At 57.4% G+C, this 19,722-nt stretch carries 15 protein-coding genes and 1 pseudogene; 9 read left to right on the top strand and 7 right to left on the bottom strand.

The annotated features are described in order from the left end of the window. Position 1 precedes the first annotated feature (1 nt). The 7 genes and pseudogenes from tssH to tssA form a co-directional block, all read right to left on the bottom strand. Positions 2 to 2,623 carry a type VI secretion system ATPase TssH gene (gene tssH / locus HGO40_RS10475; protein ID WP_250962923.1) on the bottom strand — a complete coding sequence of 874 codons (2,622 nt, stop codon included), beginning with the start codon at positions 2,621 to 2,623 and terminating at the stop codon, positions 2 to 4. 11 nt (positions 2,624 to 2,634) lie between these two features. Then, positions 2,635 to 3,639: a type VI secretion system baseplate subunit TssG gene (gene tssG / locus HGO40_RS10470; RefSeq protein ID WP_250962922.1), complete on the bottom strand. Its 1,005-nt coding sequence runs from the start codon at positions 3,637 to 3,639 to the stop codon at positions 2,635 to 2,637. Further along, positions 3,603 to 5,390, bottom strand: a pseudogene (tssF, locus tag HGO40_RS10465) (type VI secretion system baseplate subunit TssF). Before tssF ends, tssG begins: the two are co-directional and overlap by 37 nt. Before the next feature lie 6 nt (positions 5,391 to 5,396). Then, positions 5,397 to 5,807, bottom strand: coding sequence for a type VI secretion system baseplate subunit TssE (tssE, locus tag HGO40_RS10460; RefSeq protein WP_250962921.1), 411 nt, complete (start codon positions 5,805 to 5,807; stop codon positions 5,397 to 5,399). A gap of 6 nt (positions 5,808 to 5,813) precedes the next feature. After that, on the bottom strand, positions 5,814 to 7,289 hold the full coding sequence (tssC, locus tag HGO40_RS10455) for a type VI secretion system contractile sheath large subunit (RefSeq protein WP_250962920.1): 1,476 nt from the start codon (positions 7,287 to 7,289) through the stop codon (positions 5,814 to 5,816). Positions 7,290 to 7,315: 26 nt separating this feature from the next. Beyond that, on the bottom strand, positions 7,316 to 7,819 hold the full coding sequence (gene tssB / locus HGO40_RS10450) for a type VI secretion system contractile sheath small subunit (RefSeq protein WP_250962919.1): 504 nt from the start codon (positions 7,817 to 7,819) through the stop codon (positions 7,316 to 7,318). Between the two features lie 35 nt (positions 7,820 to 7,854). Then, a complete protein-coding gene (tssA, locus tag HGO40_RS10445) occupies positions 7,855 to 9,411 on the bottom strand; it encodes a type VI secretion system protein TssA (protein WP_250962918.1) in 1,557 nt (518 codons plus the stop codon). Between the two features lie 37 nt (positions 9,412 to 9,448). Between tssA and HGO40_RS10440 the strand changes: the two genes are divergently transcribed. From HGO40_RS10440 to HGO40_RS10400, 9 genes are all read left to right on the top strand, one after another. After that, a complete protein-coding gene (locus tag HGO40_RS10440; protein WP_250962917.1) occupies positions 9,449 to 9,646 on the top strand; it encodes a hypothetical protein in 198 nt (65 codons plus the stop codon). Between the two features lie 207 nt (positions 9,647 to 9,853). Beyond that, on the top strand, positions 9,854 to 11,917 hold the full coding sequence (locus HGO40_RS10435; protein ID WP_250962916.1) for a type VI secretion system Vgr family protein: 2,064 nt from the start codon (positions 9,854 to 9,856) through the stop codon (positions 11,915 to 11,917). Then, on the top strand, positions 11,914 to 12,768 hold the full coding sequence (locus HGO40_RS10430; protein ID WP_250962915.1) for a DUF4123 domain-containing protein: 855 nt from the start codon (positions 11,914 to 11,916) through the stop codon (positions 12,766 to 12,768). The genes HGO40_RS10435 and HGO40_RS10430 overlap by 4 nt, the downstream gene beginning before the upstream one ends. Next, entirely contained in the window at positions 12,765 to 13,538 is a 774-nt protein-coding gene (locus HGO40_RS10425) for a hypothetical protein (RefSeq protein WP_250962914.1), read from the top strand. Before HGO40_RS10430 ends, HGO40_RS10425 begins: the two co-directional genes overlap by 4 nt. A gap of 11 nt (positions 13,539 to 13,549) precedes the next feature. Continuing rightward, positions 13,550 to 15,727 carry a lipase family protein gene (locus tag HGO40_RS10420; protein WP_250962913.1) on the top strand — a complete coding sequence of 726 codons (2,178 nt, stop codon included), beginning with the start codon at positions 13,550 to 13,552 and terminating at the stop codon, positions 15,725 to 15,727. Between the two features lie 218 nt (positions 15,728 to 15,945). After that, the gene (locus HGO40_RS10415) at positions 15,946 to 17,058 is read left to right on the top strand and encodes a type IV toxin-antitoxin system AbiEi family antitoxin (protein WP_250962912.1); all 1,113 of its coding nucleotides are present in this window, start codon (positions 15,946 to 15,948) and stop codon (positions 17,056 to 17,058) included. After that, the gene (locus HGO40_RS10410; RefSeq protein WP_250962911.1) at positions 17,043 to 17,939 is read left to right on the top strand and encodes a hypothetical protein; all 897 of its coding nucleotides are present in this window, start codon (positions 17,043 to 17,045) and stop codon (positions 17,937 to 17,939) included. Before HGO40_RS10415 ends, HGO40_RS10410 begins: the two co-directional genes overlap by 16 nt. Positions 17,940 to 18,033: 94 nt before the next feature. After that, positions 18,034 to 18,612, top strand: a complete 579-nt coding sequence (locus HGO40_RS10405) for a plasmid pRiA4b ORF-3 family protein (protein ID WP_250962910.1) — start codon at positions 18,034 to 18,036, stop codon at positions 18,610 to 18,612. Between the two features lie 599 nt (positions 18,613 to 19,211). Then, complete coding sequence (locus HGO40_RS10400) at positions 19,212 to 19,571, top strand: DUF6124 family protein (protein WP_250962956.1); 360 nt, start codon at positions 19,212 to 19,214, stop codon at positions 19,569 to 19,571. The last annotated feature ends 151 nt before the right edge of the window (positions 19,572 to 19,722 follow it).

The following is a 19,722-nucleotide window of genomic DNA, read 5'->3' as shown; positions in this document are numbered from 1 at the left end:
TTCAAGAGAACTCGCACGCGACACTGGCTTCACCCTTGAGCACCGCGCGCACATGCCGTAGCGGTTCGCCGCCGGCCATGGCCGCGAGCAAGCGATCGGCAACCAGCGGCATCAGGTGCTGGTCAAGCAATTGACCAATCAGCCGCGCTCCACGGTCATTACGACTGCAGCGCTCAACCAGATGGCTCACGAGGTGCTCGCAATAACTGAAGCCCAACTGACGTCGACGCAACCGCTCGCCCAGGCGGTCGAGTTTGATTTCCACCAGTTCACGCAGCACAGGCCCGCTGACCGGGTAATACGGCACCACGCGCATGCGGGCCAGCAGCGCTGGCTTGAAATGGTTGCTGAGGATCAGGCGAATGGATTCCTCAAGGCGCTCGGCACTTGGTCGTGCGCCGTTTTCGCACAGCTCGTCGATACGTTCACTGCCCAGGTTCGATGTCATCAGAATCAGGGTGTTGCGAAAATCGATTTCCCGTCCTTCCCCATCATTGGCCAGGCCTTTGTCGAAGATCTGGTAGAACAGGTTCAATACATCCGGGTCGGCTTTTTCGACCTCATCGAGCAACACCACGCTGTAGGGTTTTTGCCGCACAGCTTCGGTGAGCATGCCGCCCTCGCCAAAACCGACGTAGCCCGGCGGCGCTCCGATCAGTCGGGAAACGGTATGTTTCTCCTGGAACTCGGTCATGTTGATCGTTGTGAGGAAACGCTCACCGCCATAGAGCAGGTCGGCCAAGGCATGTGCTGTTTCAGTCTTGCCGACGCCACTGGGGCCCACCAACAAAAATACGCCTATCGGGGCGTCGGGTTTGTTCAAGCCTGCGGCGGCGGCGCGCATCGCGCGATCAAGCGCCTGTACGGCCGGTTCCTGGCCACGAATACGTGCACGCAGGTCTGTGGCGAAACTGGCCACTTTCAGATTGTGCTCGCGCGCCAGTTGCGCCAGCGGTACACCGGTCCAGGCATGAATCACTTCGGCGACCAGTCGCGGGCAAACTTCAAAGCTGACCAGGCGCTCCTGGGTTTGTGCGGCCACCAGCGAGTCGTGTGTTTCATGCACGGCCGCTTCCAGCGCCTCGATACCGTGGGCTTGATCCTCCGCGCTTTCCCGCGCCCTGGCCAATTGCTGACGCAGCGACAGCAAACGTTCCGCGAGGATACGTTGCTCGGTCCATTGGATTTCCAGCGTGTGACTCTCGTCTTCGATGGCTGCCAGACGTACCTCCAGCGCCTCCAGGGCCTGAAGATCAACCGACAGGCCAGCCTCTGCGTCGCGACGCAGCGCCTGGCGTTGGCGCGCGCCTTCGGCCAACTCACCACGTAGTCGCTCCAGGCTCTGTGGGGCTGCGGCCAAGCTGATCCGCACGCGAGCGCAGGCGGTGTCGAGCACGTCCACGGCCTTGTCCGGCAACTGACGACCGGCCAGGTAGCGGGCCGACAATTGCGCTGCCGTGACCACCGCGTCATCGCGCAGGTAGACGCCATGACTGTTTTCGTAGACCCGGGCCAGGCCACGCAGTATGGTCACTGCCTCGCTGACGGTCGGCTCGTGCAATTGCACCGCTTGGAAACGACGGGCCAGGGCCGGGTCTTTCTCAAAATACTTTTTATACTCAGTCCAGGTGGTAGCCGCGATGGTACGCAGCTCGCCCCGGGCCAAGGCAGGCTTGAGCAGGTTGGCCGCATCGGTGCCCCCGGCGTTGTTACCCGCGCCGATCAAGGTATGGGCCTCGTCTATGAACAGGATGATGGGGTTTGGCGAAGCCTTGACCTCGTCGATCACCCCCTTGAGACGACGCTCGAATTCTCCTTTGATGCTGGCGCCAGCCTGCAGCAGCCCCATATCCAGTGAAAGCAATTCAACGCCTTGAAGCACCGACGGAACCTCCCCGGCGGCGATGCGCAACGCCAGCCCTTCGACGATGGCGGTCTTGCCCACCCCTGCTTCACCGACGACGTTTGGATTGTTTTTGCGGCGACGAACGAGGATATCGATCATCTGCCTGATTTCGCCGTCGCGACAGAGCACCGGGTCGAGTTGGCCTTCGCGAGCCTGTCGACTCAGGTCATGGGTAAAGCGCGACAGCAGCGAGCCGTGCGACGTGATGGACTGGCCGGCAACCGGTTGCGCCTGTTGCGCCTGTTGCGCCTGTTGCGCCTGTTGCGCCTGTTGCGCCAGGGCGAACGCTTTCAGCCGATCAATGTTCAATCGGTTAAGCAGCGCCAGATAAGCACTCCCCGCGTAGCGAAGCGGGTTTCGCAGCAACGCCAGGAGCAACGCTGCTTGTCCGACGTCGCTGCGGCCGAGTTCGAGATTGGCCACCAGCAGCGCATCCTGCAACCACTGCACCAGTTCCGGAGCGAATACCGGGTTGCGCAAAGCGCTGTGCCCTATCCGCGGTTGCAGGGCCGCGCTCAACTCGCTGGCACTGACCTGGACATCCTGCAAGGCTTGCGCCAGCAGACTCTGGGGTCGTTCCAGCAGACTCAGCATCAAGTCTTCCACCAGGACCTTGTCCGCGCCATAGGCTACGCAATGCTCGGCCGAGCGCTCCAGGTCACGCCTGGTTTCGGCATCCAATGCCTGGATCAGTTGCTGAAGGTCTACGTTGATCATGTCATCCATTCCTAATGAATTTTTCTACCAAGGGTCACCACGCCATCAGCGCGCTCGTGTCCCAGCCAACTGGTCCATCCCAGGCGGCAGGTGTTCTGCTCTCCGATGCATAACTCACGAATCGCCTGCTGGCGCAGGACCAGGCGAATGTCATATTCGAGGGGATCACGCAGGGTGAATTGCACCAGCGCGCCCAACGGTCGGTAGCCGTTTCCGACGGGCAGGAATTCGTGGAAACGCTGCCAGTCCAGCTCGTAGATATGGATCCGGAACTTGCCGCTGCGGTCGCGCACCCGCTCGCCAATCACCAGGTCTTGGCCGAGCAGACTGTTGGCGGTCCCCAGGCGATTACGCTGTTCGTCAAGAATGTCCACACGCCGCTCGATGCACTGTTCGAGGTTCAGTTCGACGTGCTTGAAGTAGTAACGCAGTACGGCCTCGATCAACGCCGCCGAATGGGCACGCAGGCTCAGCAAGCCGAGGTACGGCAGGAGACGCTTCCAGTTCAGTTGGCTGGCCTTGCGAATCTCTTCGCCCCCCAAACCGATCAGTGCGTACAACTGTTCGGAAAACGGGTCTCGGGCACCGCTCTGAAAACTTGCGCAGTAACGGTACTTGCGCCATATCGGCAGCATCAGCCGTTGGAGACGATGGTGAAAGACATCGAGAAAGTCACGTGTCGGATTGCCGTTTTCCTCTCCTACCGCCTGCTCACCGTAGAACGCCGGCAACGGCGAACCCGCACCCACCAGGCTGATCAGGTTCAAGCGAAGACGCGCCCGCACCTGGCCGTGTTCTTCAAAAAACTCCACACGATCAATGTCGCTGGACGGGAAACCCAGGCTTGGGTTGGCCTGGAACTCCAACCGGTCATACAGCGCTTCATCGTCCAAACCAGGATGAGCCTCGCGCAGCCGATCAATGACCAGCAACACGGCCTGGAATAACGAGTACTCGCGTATCCCTTGCGTCAGCACGTTTATAGCAGCGGCTGTTGGCCCATGCGGGGTGTCCATTGGTACACCTCTCCTTGTGTGCTGTTCACCCGCAACTCGTGGTACGAATTGAGGCTGGCATACAACGCGAAAAACTCGTTGAGGACCGAAGCGAAGACGAACAGGTCGCCCTCGCCGATGTAACCCAGCGGGTCGATGGTCAGTTCAGTGCGCAGGCCACGCACTGGCAAGCCCCGGTGCAAGCGGTCGACAGCCTCGTGCCGGATTGACTTGAGTCCATTGAGCAAACGCTTGCGGACTTTCTCTGCCTGTTCGTCGTGTTAACGCGGAAAATCGTAGGTTTCGAGAATCACCTTGAGCGCATTGACGTCGGCCAGCGACAGATAGTTGAGTGACATGTTGCTGATCAACTTCCAGAGGAAGTCGCGGTTGAGTGGCGGCGCGAAACTTGGCGTGACCGGACCGATGTTGCGGAAACTCAGCCCCTCGGGGCTTTTTTCGCTGGGTTGATCGATGTCCCCGGGCGTGAGCTGGCGCGGCAGGTTCCGGTTGGTGCACATCAATTCGATCGACAGGGTTTCATGAGGGTGAGCGTGCCGGACGCCAAAGCCCAGGCAGGTGTCCAGACCGTCGTGCATCATGGAAGGCCGCTGGCGAACGCTGTAGTAGGGGCGGCTGTGGGGCACATCGAAGCTTGAATCGTGCTCGAAGGATTCGAACGGCACATAGGCCTGATAACCCAGGCCTCCGGGACTCCAGCCGGTGACGCTTTCGACCGAAAACACGCCGCAGTGCTCCTGGTCGTAATCAGCTGGCAACAGCAGATACTCATCTTGTTTGCTGTCCAGGCGGATCGGGTGGGCGCCATGCTTGAACAGATTGACGATCGGCGTGCAGTACAGCTTTATGTTATCCAGCGTCGGGCGCATTCGCTGGATACCACTTTTGCCAATATCGAAGCGCAGCTCCAGGCCTCGTATCTGCTCGATGTTGCCATGCGGCAAGGTGTTGATCACGTCCAGGCCATTGATATCGACGAACAGGAACTTGTCCTGGAAAGCGAAATATTCTTGCAGGTAGCGATAGCCACGAAAGGTATTCAGCGGGTACGGGACCAGCGCTTCCTCCTCGGCAAACCCGACCGGCTGTACCCGGTCAGCGGGGAGCCTGAACGTCGTCGGGCTGCCATCTGCCGTCCGTAGGGCCTCGCCGGTACCGTCCAACGGGATCAGCTCGATACCTTCAAGATTACGCAGCAGGCTGAGATAGAGCATCTGGCTGATGTAGCGTTCGCCAGTCAAATGCAGGCGTAAGCGGCTCAGTTGCAGCTCGCCCAAATGACCGTCGCAACGCATCTGCAGATGCAAGCTCAACAGCGACCCCTCCCCTTTTACCGAATAACTCAGCTGGGTCAGATCAAGCGCGAGGACGTCGGTGGGGTAACAGGTAAGGAAACGACAACTCACCTGCTGGACCGGCTTGCTTTCGACCGGCGTATCGCGCTCGACCCGAAACGCGGGCCCAGATCGCTGCAGCGGATCGAACTGCAAAATGCCGAAGGCTGGCAATGGCCGCATGTAGTTCGGCCACAACAGTTGCATCAGCGAATGACTCAGCTCCGGCAACTGGTCGTCGAGCTTCTGGCGCAGCCGCCCGGTCAGGAATGCAAACCCCTCCAGTAGCCGCTCTACATCCGGGTCCCGTCCGGTCTGCCCGAGAAAGGGTGCCAATGCCGGGTTGCGCTCGGCGAAACATCGACCCATCTGGCGGAGCGCCGTCAGTTCGCTCTGGTAGTAATGATTGAACGACATCAGTGGCTATCCTTGTCTGACCTTGACCTGACCGCTGCCGTCCAGGCGCGCGGAAAAACTGACCTGTCGCCTGGTCCCGTCCACATCCAGTAACGCGTCGATGCGCAAGGACAGGCGAAGTTGATCGGCGTTGCTCGGCATTAAAACGACACAGACATCGCGCAAACGTGGTTCGTAGGCCTTGATGAAGGTCTCGATTGCCTTGCGGGCTTGGCTCCCGACATCGTGCAGGCTAAAGCGCATGTCATTGAGATCCGGCAGTCCATAATCCGCGAGTGTCTGCACGCTACCTGCCCGCGTACTGAGCATCTTGGCCAGATGCGCAGCAACGGATGTGACAACGCAAACCTCGCGGCTCAAACCCCTGCGCTTTTCAGAATCACTAGCCAGTCGTTCGAAAAGACTGCCGTAAGTCATGGGTGCTTACGCCTTGTCCAGTTTGCCAACCAGTGACAGCGTGAAATCGGCGCCCATGTACTTAAAGTGCGGCCTTACATTGAGGCCGACGCGGTACCAGCCCGGGTCACCTTCCACGTCACTGACCACAATCTTCGCGACACGCAGCGGACGACGGCCACGGACTTCGGCACTTGGGTTCTCCTGGTCGGCCACGTACTGGCGGATCCAGTTGTTGAGTTCACGCTCCAGGTCCGTGCGTTCTTTCCAGGACCCCAGTTGCTCGCGCTGCAGAACTTTCAAGTAATGAGCCAGGCGATTGACGATCATCATGTAAGGCAACTGGGTGCCGAGCTTGTAGTTCAGCTCTGCATGCTTGTCCTCGGCGCTGTTACCGAAGAACTTTGATTTCTGCACGGAGCTGGCGGAGAAGAACGCGGCATTGTCACTACCTTTGCGCATGGTCAGGGAGATGAAGCCCTCCTCGGCCAATTCGTATTCGCGACGATCGGACACCAGTACTTCAGTCGGGATCTTGGTTTCGATTTCGCCCATGCTTTCGAAGTGATGCAACGGCAGGTCTTCGACTGCGCCACCGCTTTGTGGGCCGACGATATTCGGGCACCAGCGGAATTTGGCGAAGCTGTCGGTCAGCCTCGTGCCGAACGCGTACGCCGTGTTGCCCCACAGGTAGTGCTCGTGGCTGTTGGCAACGGTTTCCTTGTAGACGAACGACTTGACCGGGTTCTCTTGCGGATCGTATGGGTTGCGCAACAGGAAGCGCGGGACGGTCAGGCCGAAATAGCGAGCGTCTTCCGATTGACGAAAGCTCTGCCACTTGGCGAATTGCGGGCCTTCGAAATGATCTTTCAGGTCCTTGAGGTCCGGCAGTCCCGTGAAACTCTCCAGGCCAAAGAATTTCGGACCGGCCGCAGCAATGAATGGCGCATGGGACATGCAGGCGACACTGGACACGTACTGCATCAATTTCACATCCGGCGAGCTTGGGGACATGTAGTAGTTGGCGATGACCGCGCCCACCGGTTGCCCACCGAACTGGCCGTACTCTGCGGTGTAGATGTGCTTGTACAGGCCCGACTGCATGACCTCCGGTGAGTCCTCGAAGTCGTCCAGCAAATCGTCCTTGGACACATTGAGTATTTCTATCTTGATGTTTTCGCGGAAGTCGGTGCGGTCCACCAGCAACTGCAAACCGCGCCACGCCGATTCCAACGCCTGGAATTGCGGGTGGTGGAGGATTTCGTCCACCTGGCGACTGAGCTTGGCGTCGATCTCGGCGATCATGCGGTCAACCATGGCCTTCTTGCCCGGCTCGCCGCTGGTTTGCGGCTTGAGCAGCTCTTCGATGAATGCAGACACACCGCGCCTGGCAATGTCGTAGGCTTCATCGTCCGGAGTCAGACGGGTCTGGGCGATGATGCTTTCAAGAATGCTGTAGTCCGCGTTGTCCTGGCTCTGCTGCTGTACTGCATGGGTACTCATGTTTCGGCTTCCTTGGCTGAAAGAAATCAAGCGCTCTTCGCTGTGGTGTCCAGGCCCAGCTCATCCAATACGCGGCGGCGGGAGTCGTCATTGGCGAGTACGCCTTCGATGGCTTTACGAAACGCCGGCGCGTTGCCCAACGGCCCTTTGAGTGCCACCAGCGCCTCGCGCAGCGCCATCAGCTTGCTGAGTTCCGGTACTTGCTTGACCAGGCTCGCCGGATTGAAGTCTTTCATCGAGTTCAAGCGCAGCTGTACAGGCAGCTCCTCAGCGCCGCTCTCTGACTGGAGACGATTCGGTACGCTCAGGGTCAGGTTCAGCTCTTGCTTGGCCAACACTTCGTCGAAGGTCATTTTGTCGATGCCGATCGGCTTGCGATCCTCGACCTTGCGTTCATCCAAACGGTGGGTGTAATCACCGATCGCCAACAGTTTCAACGGCAGTTCAATGTCTTCCTGGGCACCGCCGGTGGCAGGCTTGAAGGTAACGTTGATACGTTCCTTAGGGGCGACCGAGCCTTCTTTGGCCATGATTTTCTCCTTCTTTCAATTTGGGACCCGGAGGCCTATTCAATGACCCGTTCCAGATCGAGGTGACATAACCTGCGATGGGTCTCTTCCTTGCATTCACGTACAGAGTGGTTTTGTGGCAACAGCTCGCAGCAGCTATGCAACAGGTGCAGCACCTGCAGCTCCAAGAGCGGCTCCCAGGCATTCAGGCCTGCGTTTCGTAGCGTCTGATCGAGGGCCTCCAACTGGACCTTGGCGAGTTCGTATTTCCTGGCCGAAAAGCACACACGAGCCAACGCGAAGTGCCAAAGGAATCGCTCGCGCGCCCCATTGGCGCTTTGCATGCCTTGCCTGAGCAACTTAACGGCGGGTTTGAGACCGTCGTTGCGCAGGATCGCCTCGGCCTCCTTCAGCGCCCCTTCCCAAGGCGCAAGGTTGTCGGCGACATCGGCCGTGGGTGCCGCGCCGGGACTCTGCAGGTGAGGCTTGACTTGGGCAGCGATCCAACTCCGGGTGGCCGAATCGGCGAACGGCGTACCGTCATGCCAGCGCAATTCGATAATGCCCGGCAGGCGCTGGATGAATAACGCAAAATGGACTTCCACTTCCCGCATGGCCAACTCGGCGTTCAACCCTTGCAGGCATTCCCAGGCAAGCCTCTGGCCATCGAACCAGAACGGTGCCGTCGCCAGGCTCGCCTCGATCTCCACAAGCAGGTCTGCGTAATCACCCTGCTGGAATCGATCTTGATAAATCTTGAGTTTGTCCGCCGGCAGGCCGCGCAGCTGGGTGACCTGCTCGGCATTGCGCTCGGGCAATACATCGATGGCCAGCCAGAGCATGGTGCGATTCAGGCGCAGGGCACGAGCGTCAGGCGCTTTTTGTTTGAGCCACCAGGCGCATAATGGACGCGCACCTTCCTGCTGGGCGCGCAGGGCCTTGTGGGCTTCTTTTTCGTTTTCGATCGGAGAGCCGGGCGGGAGCAGTTGGGTGGCAACCTGTTTTACCTGAGCCACAACCGTTCCAATGGCACCAGGCTGCGGCCGGTTTTCGGTGGCTCGCTGGATCATACTGTCGAGGCGCCGACACAGCGGCAGCAGCAGAGGTGCGTCGTCACCCAATTGGGCGGTGCAAGCGGCATCGAGGCCTTCCAGTTGTTCCGCCAGATGGCGGAACATCGGCAACTGCTCCTTGATCGCAATGTCATCGCCGAACGCTTGCTCCAGGCGAGGCAACAGCCAATTGAAGCTGGCGGCACGGGTTCGATTCTTGAGCGGGTGGATATCCAGCCAATGGTGCTTGCATAAGTGCTGCAAAAGACCGAGACCCGCCAGCAGCCCTTGGAACGACTCTCGCTGATACCGCGCCCAAACCAGCCAAGCCACCACACGTAGATCCTTCGACTGGGTCCGCAACAGCGCTTCGCTTCCCTCAAGGACCTTCGTCCAGTCGACCTGACCACTTTCGTGCATCGACTGGGCTTTGCCCACCTCGCTTCCCAAGGCTTCGTATTCATTTGAAAAACGCACGTCCGAACCCGCAAAACTGTCCTTGGAAACGGGAGTCTTGGCGAGCAACAAATAATGGACGGACAGTTTTTCGGAATATGACATTTACCCCCCTGAAAGTTCTGCTAGTGGCATGGGTTGTTTGGACAGCATGGTTATTCAAGGTAAATATTCAGCTTCGTTTGTAGGAGATTTCGCCAAATACAATCCAGCCGCCTCGCCCCAAACACTCACCGCTCTCTTACCTGCCGAACGCCGCGAAGAATGCCAAGGTTTTCAGAATAAAAAAGTAGGAGCTTTCCTTTTTTTAAAGAAACAAAAACAAATGGACTCCAAGTGAAATTTCCCACGTCGAGCCAGTATTGGAGATGATGAATTTACCTTTCAAAAAATGACAAAACGCTTCAAATTATTTCTGTCGCAATCTCGTTGATCAATGAAGAAAATTCCTACATCCCTTTCCTTTTTTACCGGGGCCTACGCGATCATCCGCCAAGTCTGCTTCAATGGAATCAGGAGCTAAAGCCACAACCCAAGGACGTTCGCCATGTTACCCACCTTTGATCTGTCCAACTTCCGCCTTACGATCCGTGACCTCACGCACGACTTCCAAGTCCTGGCCTTCGAAGGTTCAGAAGCCATCAGCACCCCCTATTCATTCGACATTGAACTTGTCAGCGAACAATGGGATATAAACCTGGAACATTTATTAAACAAACAGGCCTTTCTAGCATTTGATAAACAGGGAGGCGGTGTCCACGGGGTGATTTATCGTGCTGCGCAAGGCGATTCAGGCAAAAGGCTGACTTATTACGCAATAACATTAATGCCACGCCTGATTTACTTGGAGAACCGCACCAACCAGCGCATCTTCCAACACGCCAGTGTTCCGCAGATCATTACATCGATCCTCAAAGAACACGGCATTCTCACCGATGCCCATCGTTTCCAGTTAAGTACGAGTTATCTACCTCGTGACTACTGTGTGCAGTATCACGAATCCGACTTGCACTTCATTGAGCGCCTGTGTCACGAAGAGGGCCTGCATTATCACTTCCAGCACAGTGAGTCGGGCCATCACCTGGTATTTGGTGATAACCAGACCGTATTTCCCCGGCTTGAGCACCGCACTGTTTATAAACACGGCAGCGGCATGGTTGACGACGAGCCGGTCATCCACCGATTTGGCCTGCGACTGGAGACCCGGACCAGCCGCGTCACCCGCCGTGATGACGATTTCGAGAAGGCGACATTCCTGTTGGAGAGCAGCTGTCAGCCCGGCGTCGAAAACGTTCAGCCAGACCTGGAAGCCTATGATTATCCGGGCGACTTTAACCAGGAAAAACGCGGCAAATTATTGAGCCAGAGAGCCCTGGAACGCCATCGCGCCGACTACCGCCAGGCCGAAGGAAAGAGTGATCAGCCAGCATTGAGGACGGGGCACTTCCTGACATTGAGTGAGCACCCTCGCCAGGAATGGAATGATCTATGGCTCCTGACCGAAGTGCATCACAAAGGCAAACAGCCGCAAGTGCTGGGGGAAATCACCCCCAGTAACGCTGGCGAGGCTGAAGACCGCTTCAATCAGGGCTATCGCAATCGCTTCGTTGCCACGCCTTGGGACGCGATCTTCCGTTCGCAGCGGGTCTATAAGAAGCCACGTATATCCGGCAGTCAGACCGCAATCGTCACCGGCCCCCTGGGCGAAGATATCCACTGCGACCGGTATGGTCGGGTCAAGGTCAGGTTCTTTTGGGATCGTGCGGGACAAGTCGATGACGGCAGCAGTTGTTGGTTGCGAGTCGCCTCCAACTGGGCGGGTAACAGCTATGGGGGCGCCACGATCCCGCGGGTGGGCATGGAGGTATTGGTGGCCTTCATGGAGGGCGATCCCGACAAGCCGTTGATCATCGGATGCCTGATCAACAGCGCCAATGCCTCGCCCTACCCGTTGCCTGCGCACAAGACCCGTACCGTGTTTCGCTCTCGCAGCTCACCGGACGGCAAGGGCTTCAATGAGCTGCATCTGGAAGATCGCGCAGGTCAGGAACTGATCTATTTGCGAGCTCAGCGTGACATGGAACAGAAAATCGAAAACGACAGCCGATTGGAGATTGGCAACGAGCGACGGGAAACCATCAAGGGCAATAGCATCACTGTCCTGCACGCCGAAGAGCATCGGACCACGGCCGCCGACCGCACGGTCCAAGTCGAAGGCAATGACTACCTGCGCGTCGCCAACCGCCACACCCGTGTCGATCAGACACTGGCCGTCGAGGCCGGACAACAGATACATATCAAGGCAGGCGCTCATGTGGTCCTTGAAGCAGGCGCAACCCTCAGTTTGAAAGCCGGGGGCCAGCACATCGTGATCGACCACAGTGGTATCTACAGCAGCAGTGAAATCCAACTCGGCGGCGCCCCCATGGCCGGCGCCACTGCCTCATCATTCAGACCCGGTTTGACCGATCCCTTGGCGGCTCCAGCCCCAGTATTCGCTCCCACTCAACGCGCGCTGATAACAGCCAGCAAAGCAGCGGGATTGGACTTTTGTCCGATCTGCGAGGCCTGCCGCGAGGGTCTCTGCGCAATGGAAGTCGCCGCCGCATGACTCGCTCACTCCCCCATCAATGGTTGATCGAACAGCAACGCCTCGGCCACGCCCTGTGCCTCGTCCTGGACTCAGAACATGAGCACCCCACGCGCCAGACATTGCTCAAGAACAGTCGTCCCGACCAATACTTGAGCGTGTACGGCCAAACGCTGGTTGCTGACCTCGCTGACGCCGGCCCCTTTGTCTTCAACTTCGATCGGCCCGGCGACGAACACATCAATGAATTGCTCGACCGACCGGACAGCCACTGGGGATGGTTTGCCAGCCTTCCCAAAGGGCGGCTGCCTACACTGGTGGAGCACTGGCGGGAACGGCTGATCATCGGAGAGCGCCCCCATCAGGCGTTGTACCGCTTCCATGACAACCGTGTACTGTCCCGGGCGCTCAAGCACCTGTCCGTTGAAGACTATCCGGCCTACCTCGGACCAGCGATCAGTGTCTGCTATTGGCAGGGCCATCATTGGTCAAGCACGCATAACCCGGCGCCAGGAACCTATCCGGTGCCTGATTCGCCTCTTTGGCTGCAGGTGCCCGTTACCCCGCAACAAGCGATGCAGGTTCGGCTCCTCAATGCCCGTCGCTTCCTGTTGGCCGAGCATGTCCAGGCCTTCGCAACACTGGCCGAGCAACAAAAGCCGGAGGCGTGGTTGCGTGCCACGCTCGACCAGGCCGAGGCCTGGCAGTGGCGGGCGCCCGAGCAGTTGGAGTTTTTACTGACCCAGCGCCTGCAAGCACCCGCCCAGGCGCCGGCGCCGTATTGGCAAGTACGATCAGCTGAAAGCCCCGACGAGCATTTTGAACGGGTACTCCTGATGACGGCGTCCTGGCAAGGAGATACGTCGCGATGAAACATACCCTGCGAATGGCGGGTTTGAGCGGCTGCCTGGCGCTCACGACAGGTTGTGCCGACAGACAACTGAACACCTTTATTTTTACGGCGGATTTGCCGCCTGGCTTTGCCTACCAAGCAGCGGTGTACTACGTGCCCGCCCCAAGCGAAACCTGCGCCGTCGAGACCCGGTATAACAAAGCGCCGGTATTCAACAGGGAGTGGCGGAAGGCATACAAACCCGATTCCGAAATCGTTATTCGCCGAACCCGTATGGGTTGCCCGCTGGTGATCAGCCGCATTGAGCTAGAAATCAACTCCGCCTATGGCAAGGACTGGAGCGATATCAGTCAAGATTCAGCCAACGTCGTGATTCGCGATGACCTGGAAGCGCAATACAAAGGCACGTTCAGCGAAGCGGGTGAAAGCACTTTTTACGGCCAATGCCAATGGTTGTTCCGCACCTCAGGCAAGCCCCGCATTCTCAGAAAAATTCTTGACTGCAAAAAAACCAACCTACAAGGCGAGCTTGGCCGTGGACGTCCTTTCTCGGCGTACACCCTTGATCAACTGCCGGGTAAAACCGTGAGGATGAAGATCAAGTTGGCCCGCGAAGAGAAGCCCTACATGGGTGATACCTGGGTGAAGGTGCCCAACGGCTGGAAACGCTGCATGGGCGAGAACTTCGAAGATCCATACGCATTTTGTTTCGGTAATTACAAAGACTTCAGCGGCTTTCAGATGCCCGATGGGCGCAAATGCACTATTTACCCCGGTTGTACGGAATAAGGAGATCGCGTATGACGTCGTTTCAAAAGGAATTGGAGTCGAGGCTAAGCAGGCGCAATTTGGCCTGTCCTGTCGGGGGTAGATGGACCAGTTTTCAGCTCGTCGATGAGTTGGGCTCTGGCGAGCCCTATGCGGGACTGGCCTATATGGCGACCGATTCGGAAGGACAACAATACTCAGGCAACCTGGATGCCATGGGCATCGGCAAGGTCATCAACCACTACGCAGGGCCGCTTGCCCTTGCCTTTGAACAACCGTATCAAGGGCAGGAGAAGTTTTATATCGAGCTTCAACGTAGAACTCACTACCCCCTCCAAATCACCGAACTACAAGTCCGCGCCGAGCAAACCCGCTACCTGAACCCAAACGCCACACGCACCCGGGAAAATCCCGCACAAGCCTGTGCAGACGATTACTTCCAAGTGGAAGTACGGCACCTGGTCAAGCATGTCGCGCATTTGCCCCCCGAGGTGTACCGCCATTACCCAGCCCCTTCGGGGCCGGCACGCCTGATGGGTGAACATGGCAGGCTCGGCGTAGCGCTGATGCCGCAAAAACACACTGTGCTGGAAGTTCGCCCGTTGCGCGCCTTACGCCCCATGCTGTCCACCGCCCCTGAATTCTGCGCGCTCAACTTGTATCAATTGGCGCTCATGTCGACCTTGACCTACTGCCCCTTCGGGCAAACACCTGGCAAGGCTCCGATAACAACGCCGCTGAGCTTCACCAAGCAACCAAGCGTGGGCAATTGGTTCGCGGATGCGTTGGCCAAGTTCGAAGAACTCGGGGAGTTCTATCCGGAGCAGACAAAACCCTATTACCCACTTTATGAAGACGTGCCCTACTCCAAACGCCTGGAGATCGTGCCATTCGACCCGGCCCTCTACGCGGCCAACGATCCGGAATTGGGTGTACATCAGGAACATCCCGCCAAAGTCCATTTTCTCGATGACACCGACAAGCAAGAAAGCACCGACACCCAGGCCTACATCACCCACAACGACGAACTGATCCTGATAGCAGTACGTGGCACCCAGCAAACCGCCGATTTCCTGCGCGACGCCGATGCGCTCCAAGTGCCGTTTGAAGAAGGTGTCGGCCAGGTGCATCGAGGGTTCTATGGCGCCGCCAAAAAAACTGCGGCCTTCGTGACGAGCTATCTGGACAGGTTCTACGCCGGGCAAAAACTGCTGATATGCGGCCACAGCCTGGGCGGTGCGGTAGCGTTACTCCTTTCAGAAATGCTGCGGCGCAGACCAGAAGGCTACACCCTCCAGCTTTACACCTACGGCGCCCCTCGCGCAGCCGACGCTACCTTTACAAAAAACGCCGAAGCCCTGGTGCATTACCGAATGGTCAACCACAACGACCCGATACCCAGCGTGCCCGGTAGTTGGATGAATACCAAGAGCGGTGTTTATGGCACGGGGTTGGCCCTTGCATTCGCCAACGTACCGGTCGGCCTTTCCGTGTTCGTGGCGGGCATCACTAACCTGACGGGCGAGCCCTACGAACACCACGGCATCTTGCGGCACTTCCTGCCGGTGGAGTTCGATCGCAAGGAGCGCTCTTCAATCCTGTGGATGCCCCATTGCGACACCATCACCCAACACGCCGCCTGCGAAGTGGCCCTTGAGCATAAACATGGCTTGCCAAACCGTCCGGCATTGCTGGCCCAACTCATCCAGACCGGTGATCACTTCATGGTACCCAGCTACATCCCCGCTTGTTGGGCGACTCTGCGACGCTGGCAGGAAGCGCAGATCAGCGGAAGCACGCTGGCGACAAAACGCGAATATGAATGGATCGACAATGCGCTGGCACGGATTACCCAACAGTTGCGTGATGAAGAGCGTCGCATGGCGGGACGGGGCGCACCCAATGGGCGTAGCGAAAGCGCCATCAACATTGCGCTCATCCGAGAAGTCGACAAGATGCACAACACGCGCGCGCGCCTAGCCACGCTGTGCACCACGTCGGTCAGCGAAAAAGATGTCTATGGGAGTTTGTCGGAACAACCTGAGCAATTGGCACAAAACCTGGCTCGCTGGCAGGCGCATCCGGAGAACAGAGTGGCCGAGCCACTGGCAATGGCGCCGGCTCTGGATGACGCCGGTGAGCTGATCCGTGACGCTCATGGGTACGCGATTGGTGAATCGTATACGTTGGATCTCGATTCCGTTAGTTGACCGGCGCAGGTCCATCCAATGGTCTGAGCTGGGACGCCAATAGTCTTATTGGCTGCAAGCCCATCCTAGTTCGCCAGAGCCTTACTAGCTTAAAAAATGATCTATCTTTAGCCTAAATCATATATTTAGCTGTCCAGCTAAAAATCCGTTTTAAGCTAAGATATAGCTCTAAGGGGAGAATTTTGCTGGGCAGCTAAAGACCGGAAAGGAGCTAAGAGATGGAAAGACATCATGATTGGGACTCCAAGCTTGAGAGTCAGGTCTTGGACAGCTTAGGGCACAGTCTCACCGCCGCTTTTGGTCACGAGGCGCGCGTTAAAGTGCACTCAGGGCATGGTCTAGCCGCAGCTCCCGATGGTGTGATCGAACTGAGCACCTCAGCTAAAGATTTAAAGATACTCGTCGAGGTCATTGGCAGTGCTTACCCTCGGGACATCCGAGATGCAGTCTGGCGCCTGGACAGTTTTGAACGAAATCGACTCCACGATGTTGACAGTGTCCGGATGATTGCAGCGGAGTCGCTGAGCCCTGGCGCAAAAAAAGAACTGAAAGAGAGAGACATCGCATTTTTTGAGCTAGGTGGAAGCCTCTATCTCAAGCATGAATCTTGGCTAATTGATATACAGCGGCCATCAAAACCCAGCGCCTCAAGGCGAGCGTTACAGCTTTTTACAGGCGCTCGCGAAAATGTCATTCATTCGCTGCTAGTGCACAGTCATGAATGGCTGACGGGCACTGAGCTATCAAATTTAGCAGAGACCTCTCAGTACACGTGCTCCCTGGTGCTTCAAGAGCTGACTCAGCGCGAATGGTGCGAGTCCGTAGGTGGAGGTCCAACCCGACGCAGACGATTGGTCAACCCAGGAGCGTTACTCGACGCGTGGGCCGAGCAATGGCAGGCACGGGCACGTGAGAATTCATCCACTTGGCATACGTTTGTGGAAAGCCCAAAGCACCTGCTTGCACGGGTTGCAGAAACTGTTGCCGAAAAGCAGATCGATTTTCCATGGGCATTCACAGGGACCGCTGCTGGCAACGTATTCGCACCATTGCTAACAAGCACAGACGCTGTGGACCTGATTGTCCCTAAAGGGTATGCGGGGAACATAGCGGATATGCTCAGGCTAAAGCCCGCAAAAAAAGGGTCGAACGTAACCATCACAGAGCGTGATGGCGCTAGCTTGCTGTTTAGGCAGCGCCATCCCGAATACCCTGCATATTTTGTAAGCCCATACATTCTTTATCTTGATCTACTTGACGGTCGAGGGCGAAACAAAGAGCTGGCTGAACACATCAGGAAAATCTTGGAGGTTGAATGGTCAAGGAACTGAAACCCCGCACGGCCGCGGGGTACGACGCTGATGTAACGAACGCTTGTGAGAGGACCCTACTCACGCTACTCAGTGCATTTGGTAATTTGAAGGACACATTGCGTTTAATCGGCGGCCTAGTGCCTCGCTACCTGACTCCAGAGGCACCACCAGACGTGCCAATGCATGCGGGTACGTCTGATGTAGACATTGTGCTGAACCTAGAAGTCCTGGCGACCGGCGACGAATATGCCAGCCTTGCCGATCAGTTGAAGGCGCGTGGGTTTTCACGTTGGGTCGAGGATGGAAAGCCAACGTCTTGGAGATGGCGCAGACCAGTTGATGAGCATATTGAGGTCGTTGTCGAGCTACTGCGTGATGCCGGTGACGAGCAACCTGGAAAGGCCGTAAGCGTCAGCGGCGAGCAGGTCTCAGCACTGACCATTAAACACGCCAAAATCGTGCACGACTGGTATCAAGAAAAAGAGGTCGGTGCTCAACTGCTCGACGGTGGAGGAATGTCGGTCGACATCATACGTTTTGCAGACGTGCCTGCATTCGTGATTCTGAAAGCTATTGCGCTCGATCAGCGGCAAGAGAACAAGGATGCAGCGGATCTCATCCATGTAGTTCGGTACTCAGGCTCACTTGAAAATGTTGCCGGGCTCTTTGTTGAGCGAATTCGCTCGGGACAGCATGGAGAGGCCGTGAGCGATGGGTTGGCTGCATTGGCCCGGCGCTTTGGCGACGATAAATTCAGCGATGGTTTTGAAAAGGTCGGAGCAGTCGCATACGCACGGTTTCATGGCAGCGACCATGAAGACGATCTGATCAGCGCACAACGTTATGCGGCAGGCTTGATTCAAGGCTTGCTCGCAGAAATCGAAGCTCAAATGGCCTGACTTCAGGTTGTTCAATCACCTTGAAGCTGCACTCTGGCATGACCGCTGGAGTGTAACTCTCAAACTCAAAAAACACAGCGAGGCTGCCTGACCCATGACTAAAACTGTTCGCCTGCCAAAGCCCGAGCGTGACTTGTTGCTGCTGCACATCGAGCTGAAGTGGATGACTCCCACGATTTGGCGTCGGTTCGCAGTGCCTGAAAACATTACCTTGGGCAGGTTGCATCACGTGATCCAGATCGTGATGGGCTGGAGCGACTACCATTTGCATGAATTTGAAATTGCCGGTGCGAATTACGGCATGCCCGACCCTGATGGCTGGGGGCCGCCGGTGAATCCGGAAGCTCGTAAAACACTGATCAAGGCACTAAACGGAAAACGGACATTCAATTATCTTTATGACTTTGGTGATGATTGGCATCACCGTATCAAGGTCGAAAAAACATTACCCGCTACTGCTTGTCCTCAAGTGCCTTATTGCATCGAAGGTGCCAATGCCTGCCCACCGGAAGACGTGGGTGGAGGGCCTGGTTACGAAATGTTTTTAGAGGCCATGGCCGACCCCGGACATCCCGAGCACGGCGCTACGGTGGAGTGGTATGGGGAAATCTTCGACCCGACGATCTTTGATTGCGGGCAAGTGAATCAATGGCTTAAAGGTATCAAGGTCTGAGTTGCAAGCGGGTGTAGTTCGAACGCGTCCCCTTCGAATTGGGTATGTAACGTGGTGGCGCCATCGCGAGCAAGCTCGCTCCCACAGGGGATTGGTGGTGGGCACCGATTTTGTGGCGAGGGGATTCAGTGAAACGCCGCACCGCCCCGCTGGGCTGCGCCGCGCCCCCAATAGAGGCGGGCACATTCCTACAGAAAAACCGCTGCGCCCCCGAGCAAGGGCAAGCTCCATCGCCCCGATTCCTGGGCATTACCAAGGCTTGTTTATTCTCCCGCCGCAACGCTTCCACCCAGCTACGAATCCTTGCGCCATTGCCTACAACTACGCCAGAATCCGCCCGCTTGTGCGCCTTGCTCATGGGTTCTATCGTTTCCCTGCCACTGCCCATCAGTGGTCGGGTTTAGTAGCCCGAGGTTGTGTCAGTAGGATGCATGAGCTCTCCATCCAAGCAGGTTTCTAACCTGTCCTTGATGGTGGCTGTGCGCAGGGCGCTTCGGCGCGCCGGCAATGCTGATCTCCCCGGTCTACTAACCTGCGTACAGCCGCCACCCTTCTTTTAGTAGGGAAGAGGTTGCGGCTTAACCATGGAGTATCAGCACATGTTCAAGCCAACACCGAATCCCCCCGAAGCAGAGCGCACCTCTGCGTCCGCTCAATCCAAGACGAAGAAACAAGATGACGCAGAAAAGCGCGCCTTGGATTACTACCTGCGACCGAAGCCGGAAAAGTCCGAAGATGCACCCAAACCGGACCAGCTCTTCACCGTGTCAAAAAAAGCGGACAACGAATGCCTGCGCGCCCACCTCAGCGACAACCTGGCATCCGCCGATGCGATGATCAGCAACCTGGCCTTCGACCGCGAAGGCCCCCGCCGCCACATTGCCCTCGGCATCCAGCAACTGATCGAACTGAGTTCAATGCTGGCCAACCGTGTGCTGGATAACGTCGACCCACGCTAGCCGCTACACCACCAACCCCGTGGCGAGGGAGCTTGCTCCCGCTGGGTGGCGAAGCCGCCCCAAAACAGGCTGACGCATTTCTCCGGAAAAACCGCATCAGCCGCTTTACGACGGCTGCGCCGCCGAGCGGGAGCAAGCTCCCTCGCCACGG

It is taken from the genome of Pseudomonas sp. CG7 (genome assembly GCF_023701885.1).
GTDB classification, from domain to species: domain Bacteria; phylum Pseudomonadota; class Gammaproteobacteria; order Pseudomonadales; family Pseudomonadaceae; genus Aquipseudomonas; species Aquipseudomonas zanjanensis.
This window is presented reverse-complemented; position numbering and strand designations above follow the sequence as displayed.

Coding starts and splice junctions, on each gene's coding strand:
- tssH (WP_250962923.1), bottom strand. CDS start 2,623: ATGATCAACGTAGACCTTCAGCAACTGATCCAGGCATTGGATGCCGAA.
- tssG (WP_250962922.1), bottom strand. CDS start 3,639: ATGGACACCCCGCATGGGCCAACAGCCGCTGCTATAAACGTGCTGACG.
- tssE (WP_250962921.1), bottom strand. CDS start 5,807: ATGACTTACGGCAGTCTTTTCGAACGACTGGCTAGTGATTCTGAAAAG.
- tssC (WP_250962920.1), bottom strand. CDS start 7,289: ATGAGTACCCATGCAGTACAGCAGCAGAGCCAGGACAACGCGGACTAC.
- tssB (WP_250962919.1), bottom strand. CDS start 7,819: ATGGCCAAAGAAGGCTCGGTCGCCCCTAAGGAACGTATCAACGTTACC.
- tssA (WP_250962918.1), bottom strand. CDS start 9,411: ATGTCATATTCCGAAAAACTGTCCGTCCATTATTTGTTGCTCGCCAAG.
- HGO40_RS10435 (WP_250962916.1), top strand. CDS start 9,854: ATGTTACCCACCTTTGATCTGTCCAACTTCCGCCTTACGATCCGTGAC.
- HGO40_RS10430 (WP_250962915.1), top strand. CDS start 11,914: ATGACTCGCTCACTCCCCCATCAATGGTTGATCGAACAGCAACGCCTC.
- HGO40_RS10425 (WP_250962914.1), top strand. CDS start 12,765: ATGAAACATACCCTGCGAATGGCGGGTTTGAGCGGCTGCCTGGCGCTC.
- HGO40_RS10420 (WP_250962913.1), top strand. CDS start 13,550: ATGACGTCGTTTCAAAAGGAATTGGAGTCGAGGCTAAGCAGGCGCAAT.
- HGO40_RS10415 (WP_250962912.1), top strand. CDS start 15,946: ATGGAAAGACATCATGATTGGGACTCCAAGCTTGAGAGTCAGGTCTTG.
- HGO40_RS10410 (WP_250962911.1), top strand. CDS start 17,043: ATGGTCAAGGAACTGAAACCCCGCACGGCCGCGGGGTACGACGCTGAT.
- HGO40_RS10405 (WP_250962910.1), top strand. CDS start 18,034: ATGACTAAAACTGTTCGCCTGCCAAAGCCCGAGCGTGACTTGTTGCTG.
- HGO40_RS10400 (WP_250962956.1), top strand. CDS start 19,212: ATGTTCAAGCCAACACCGAATCCCCCCGAAGCAGAGCGCACCTCTGCG.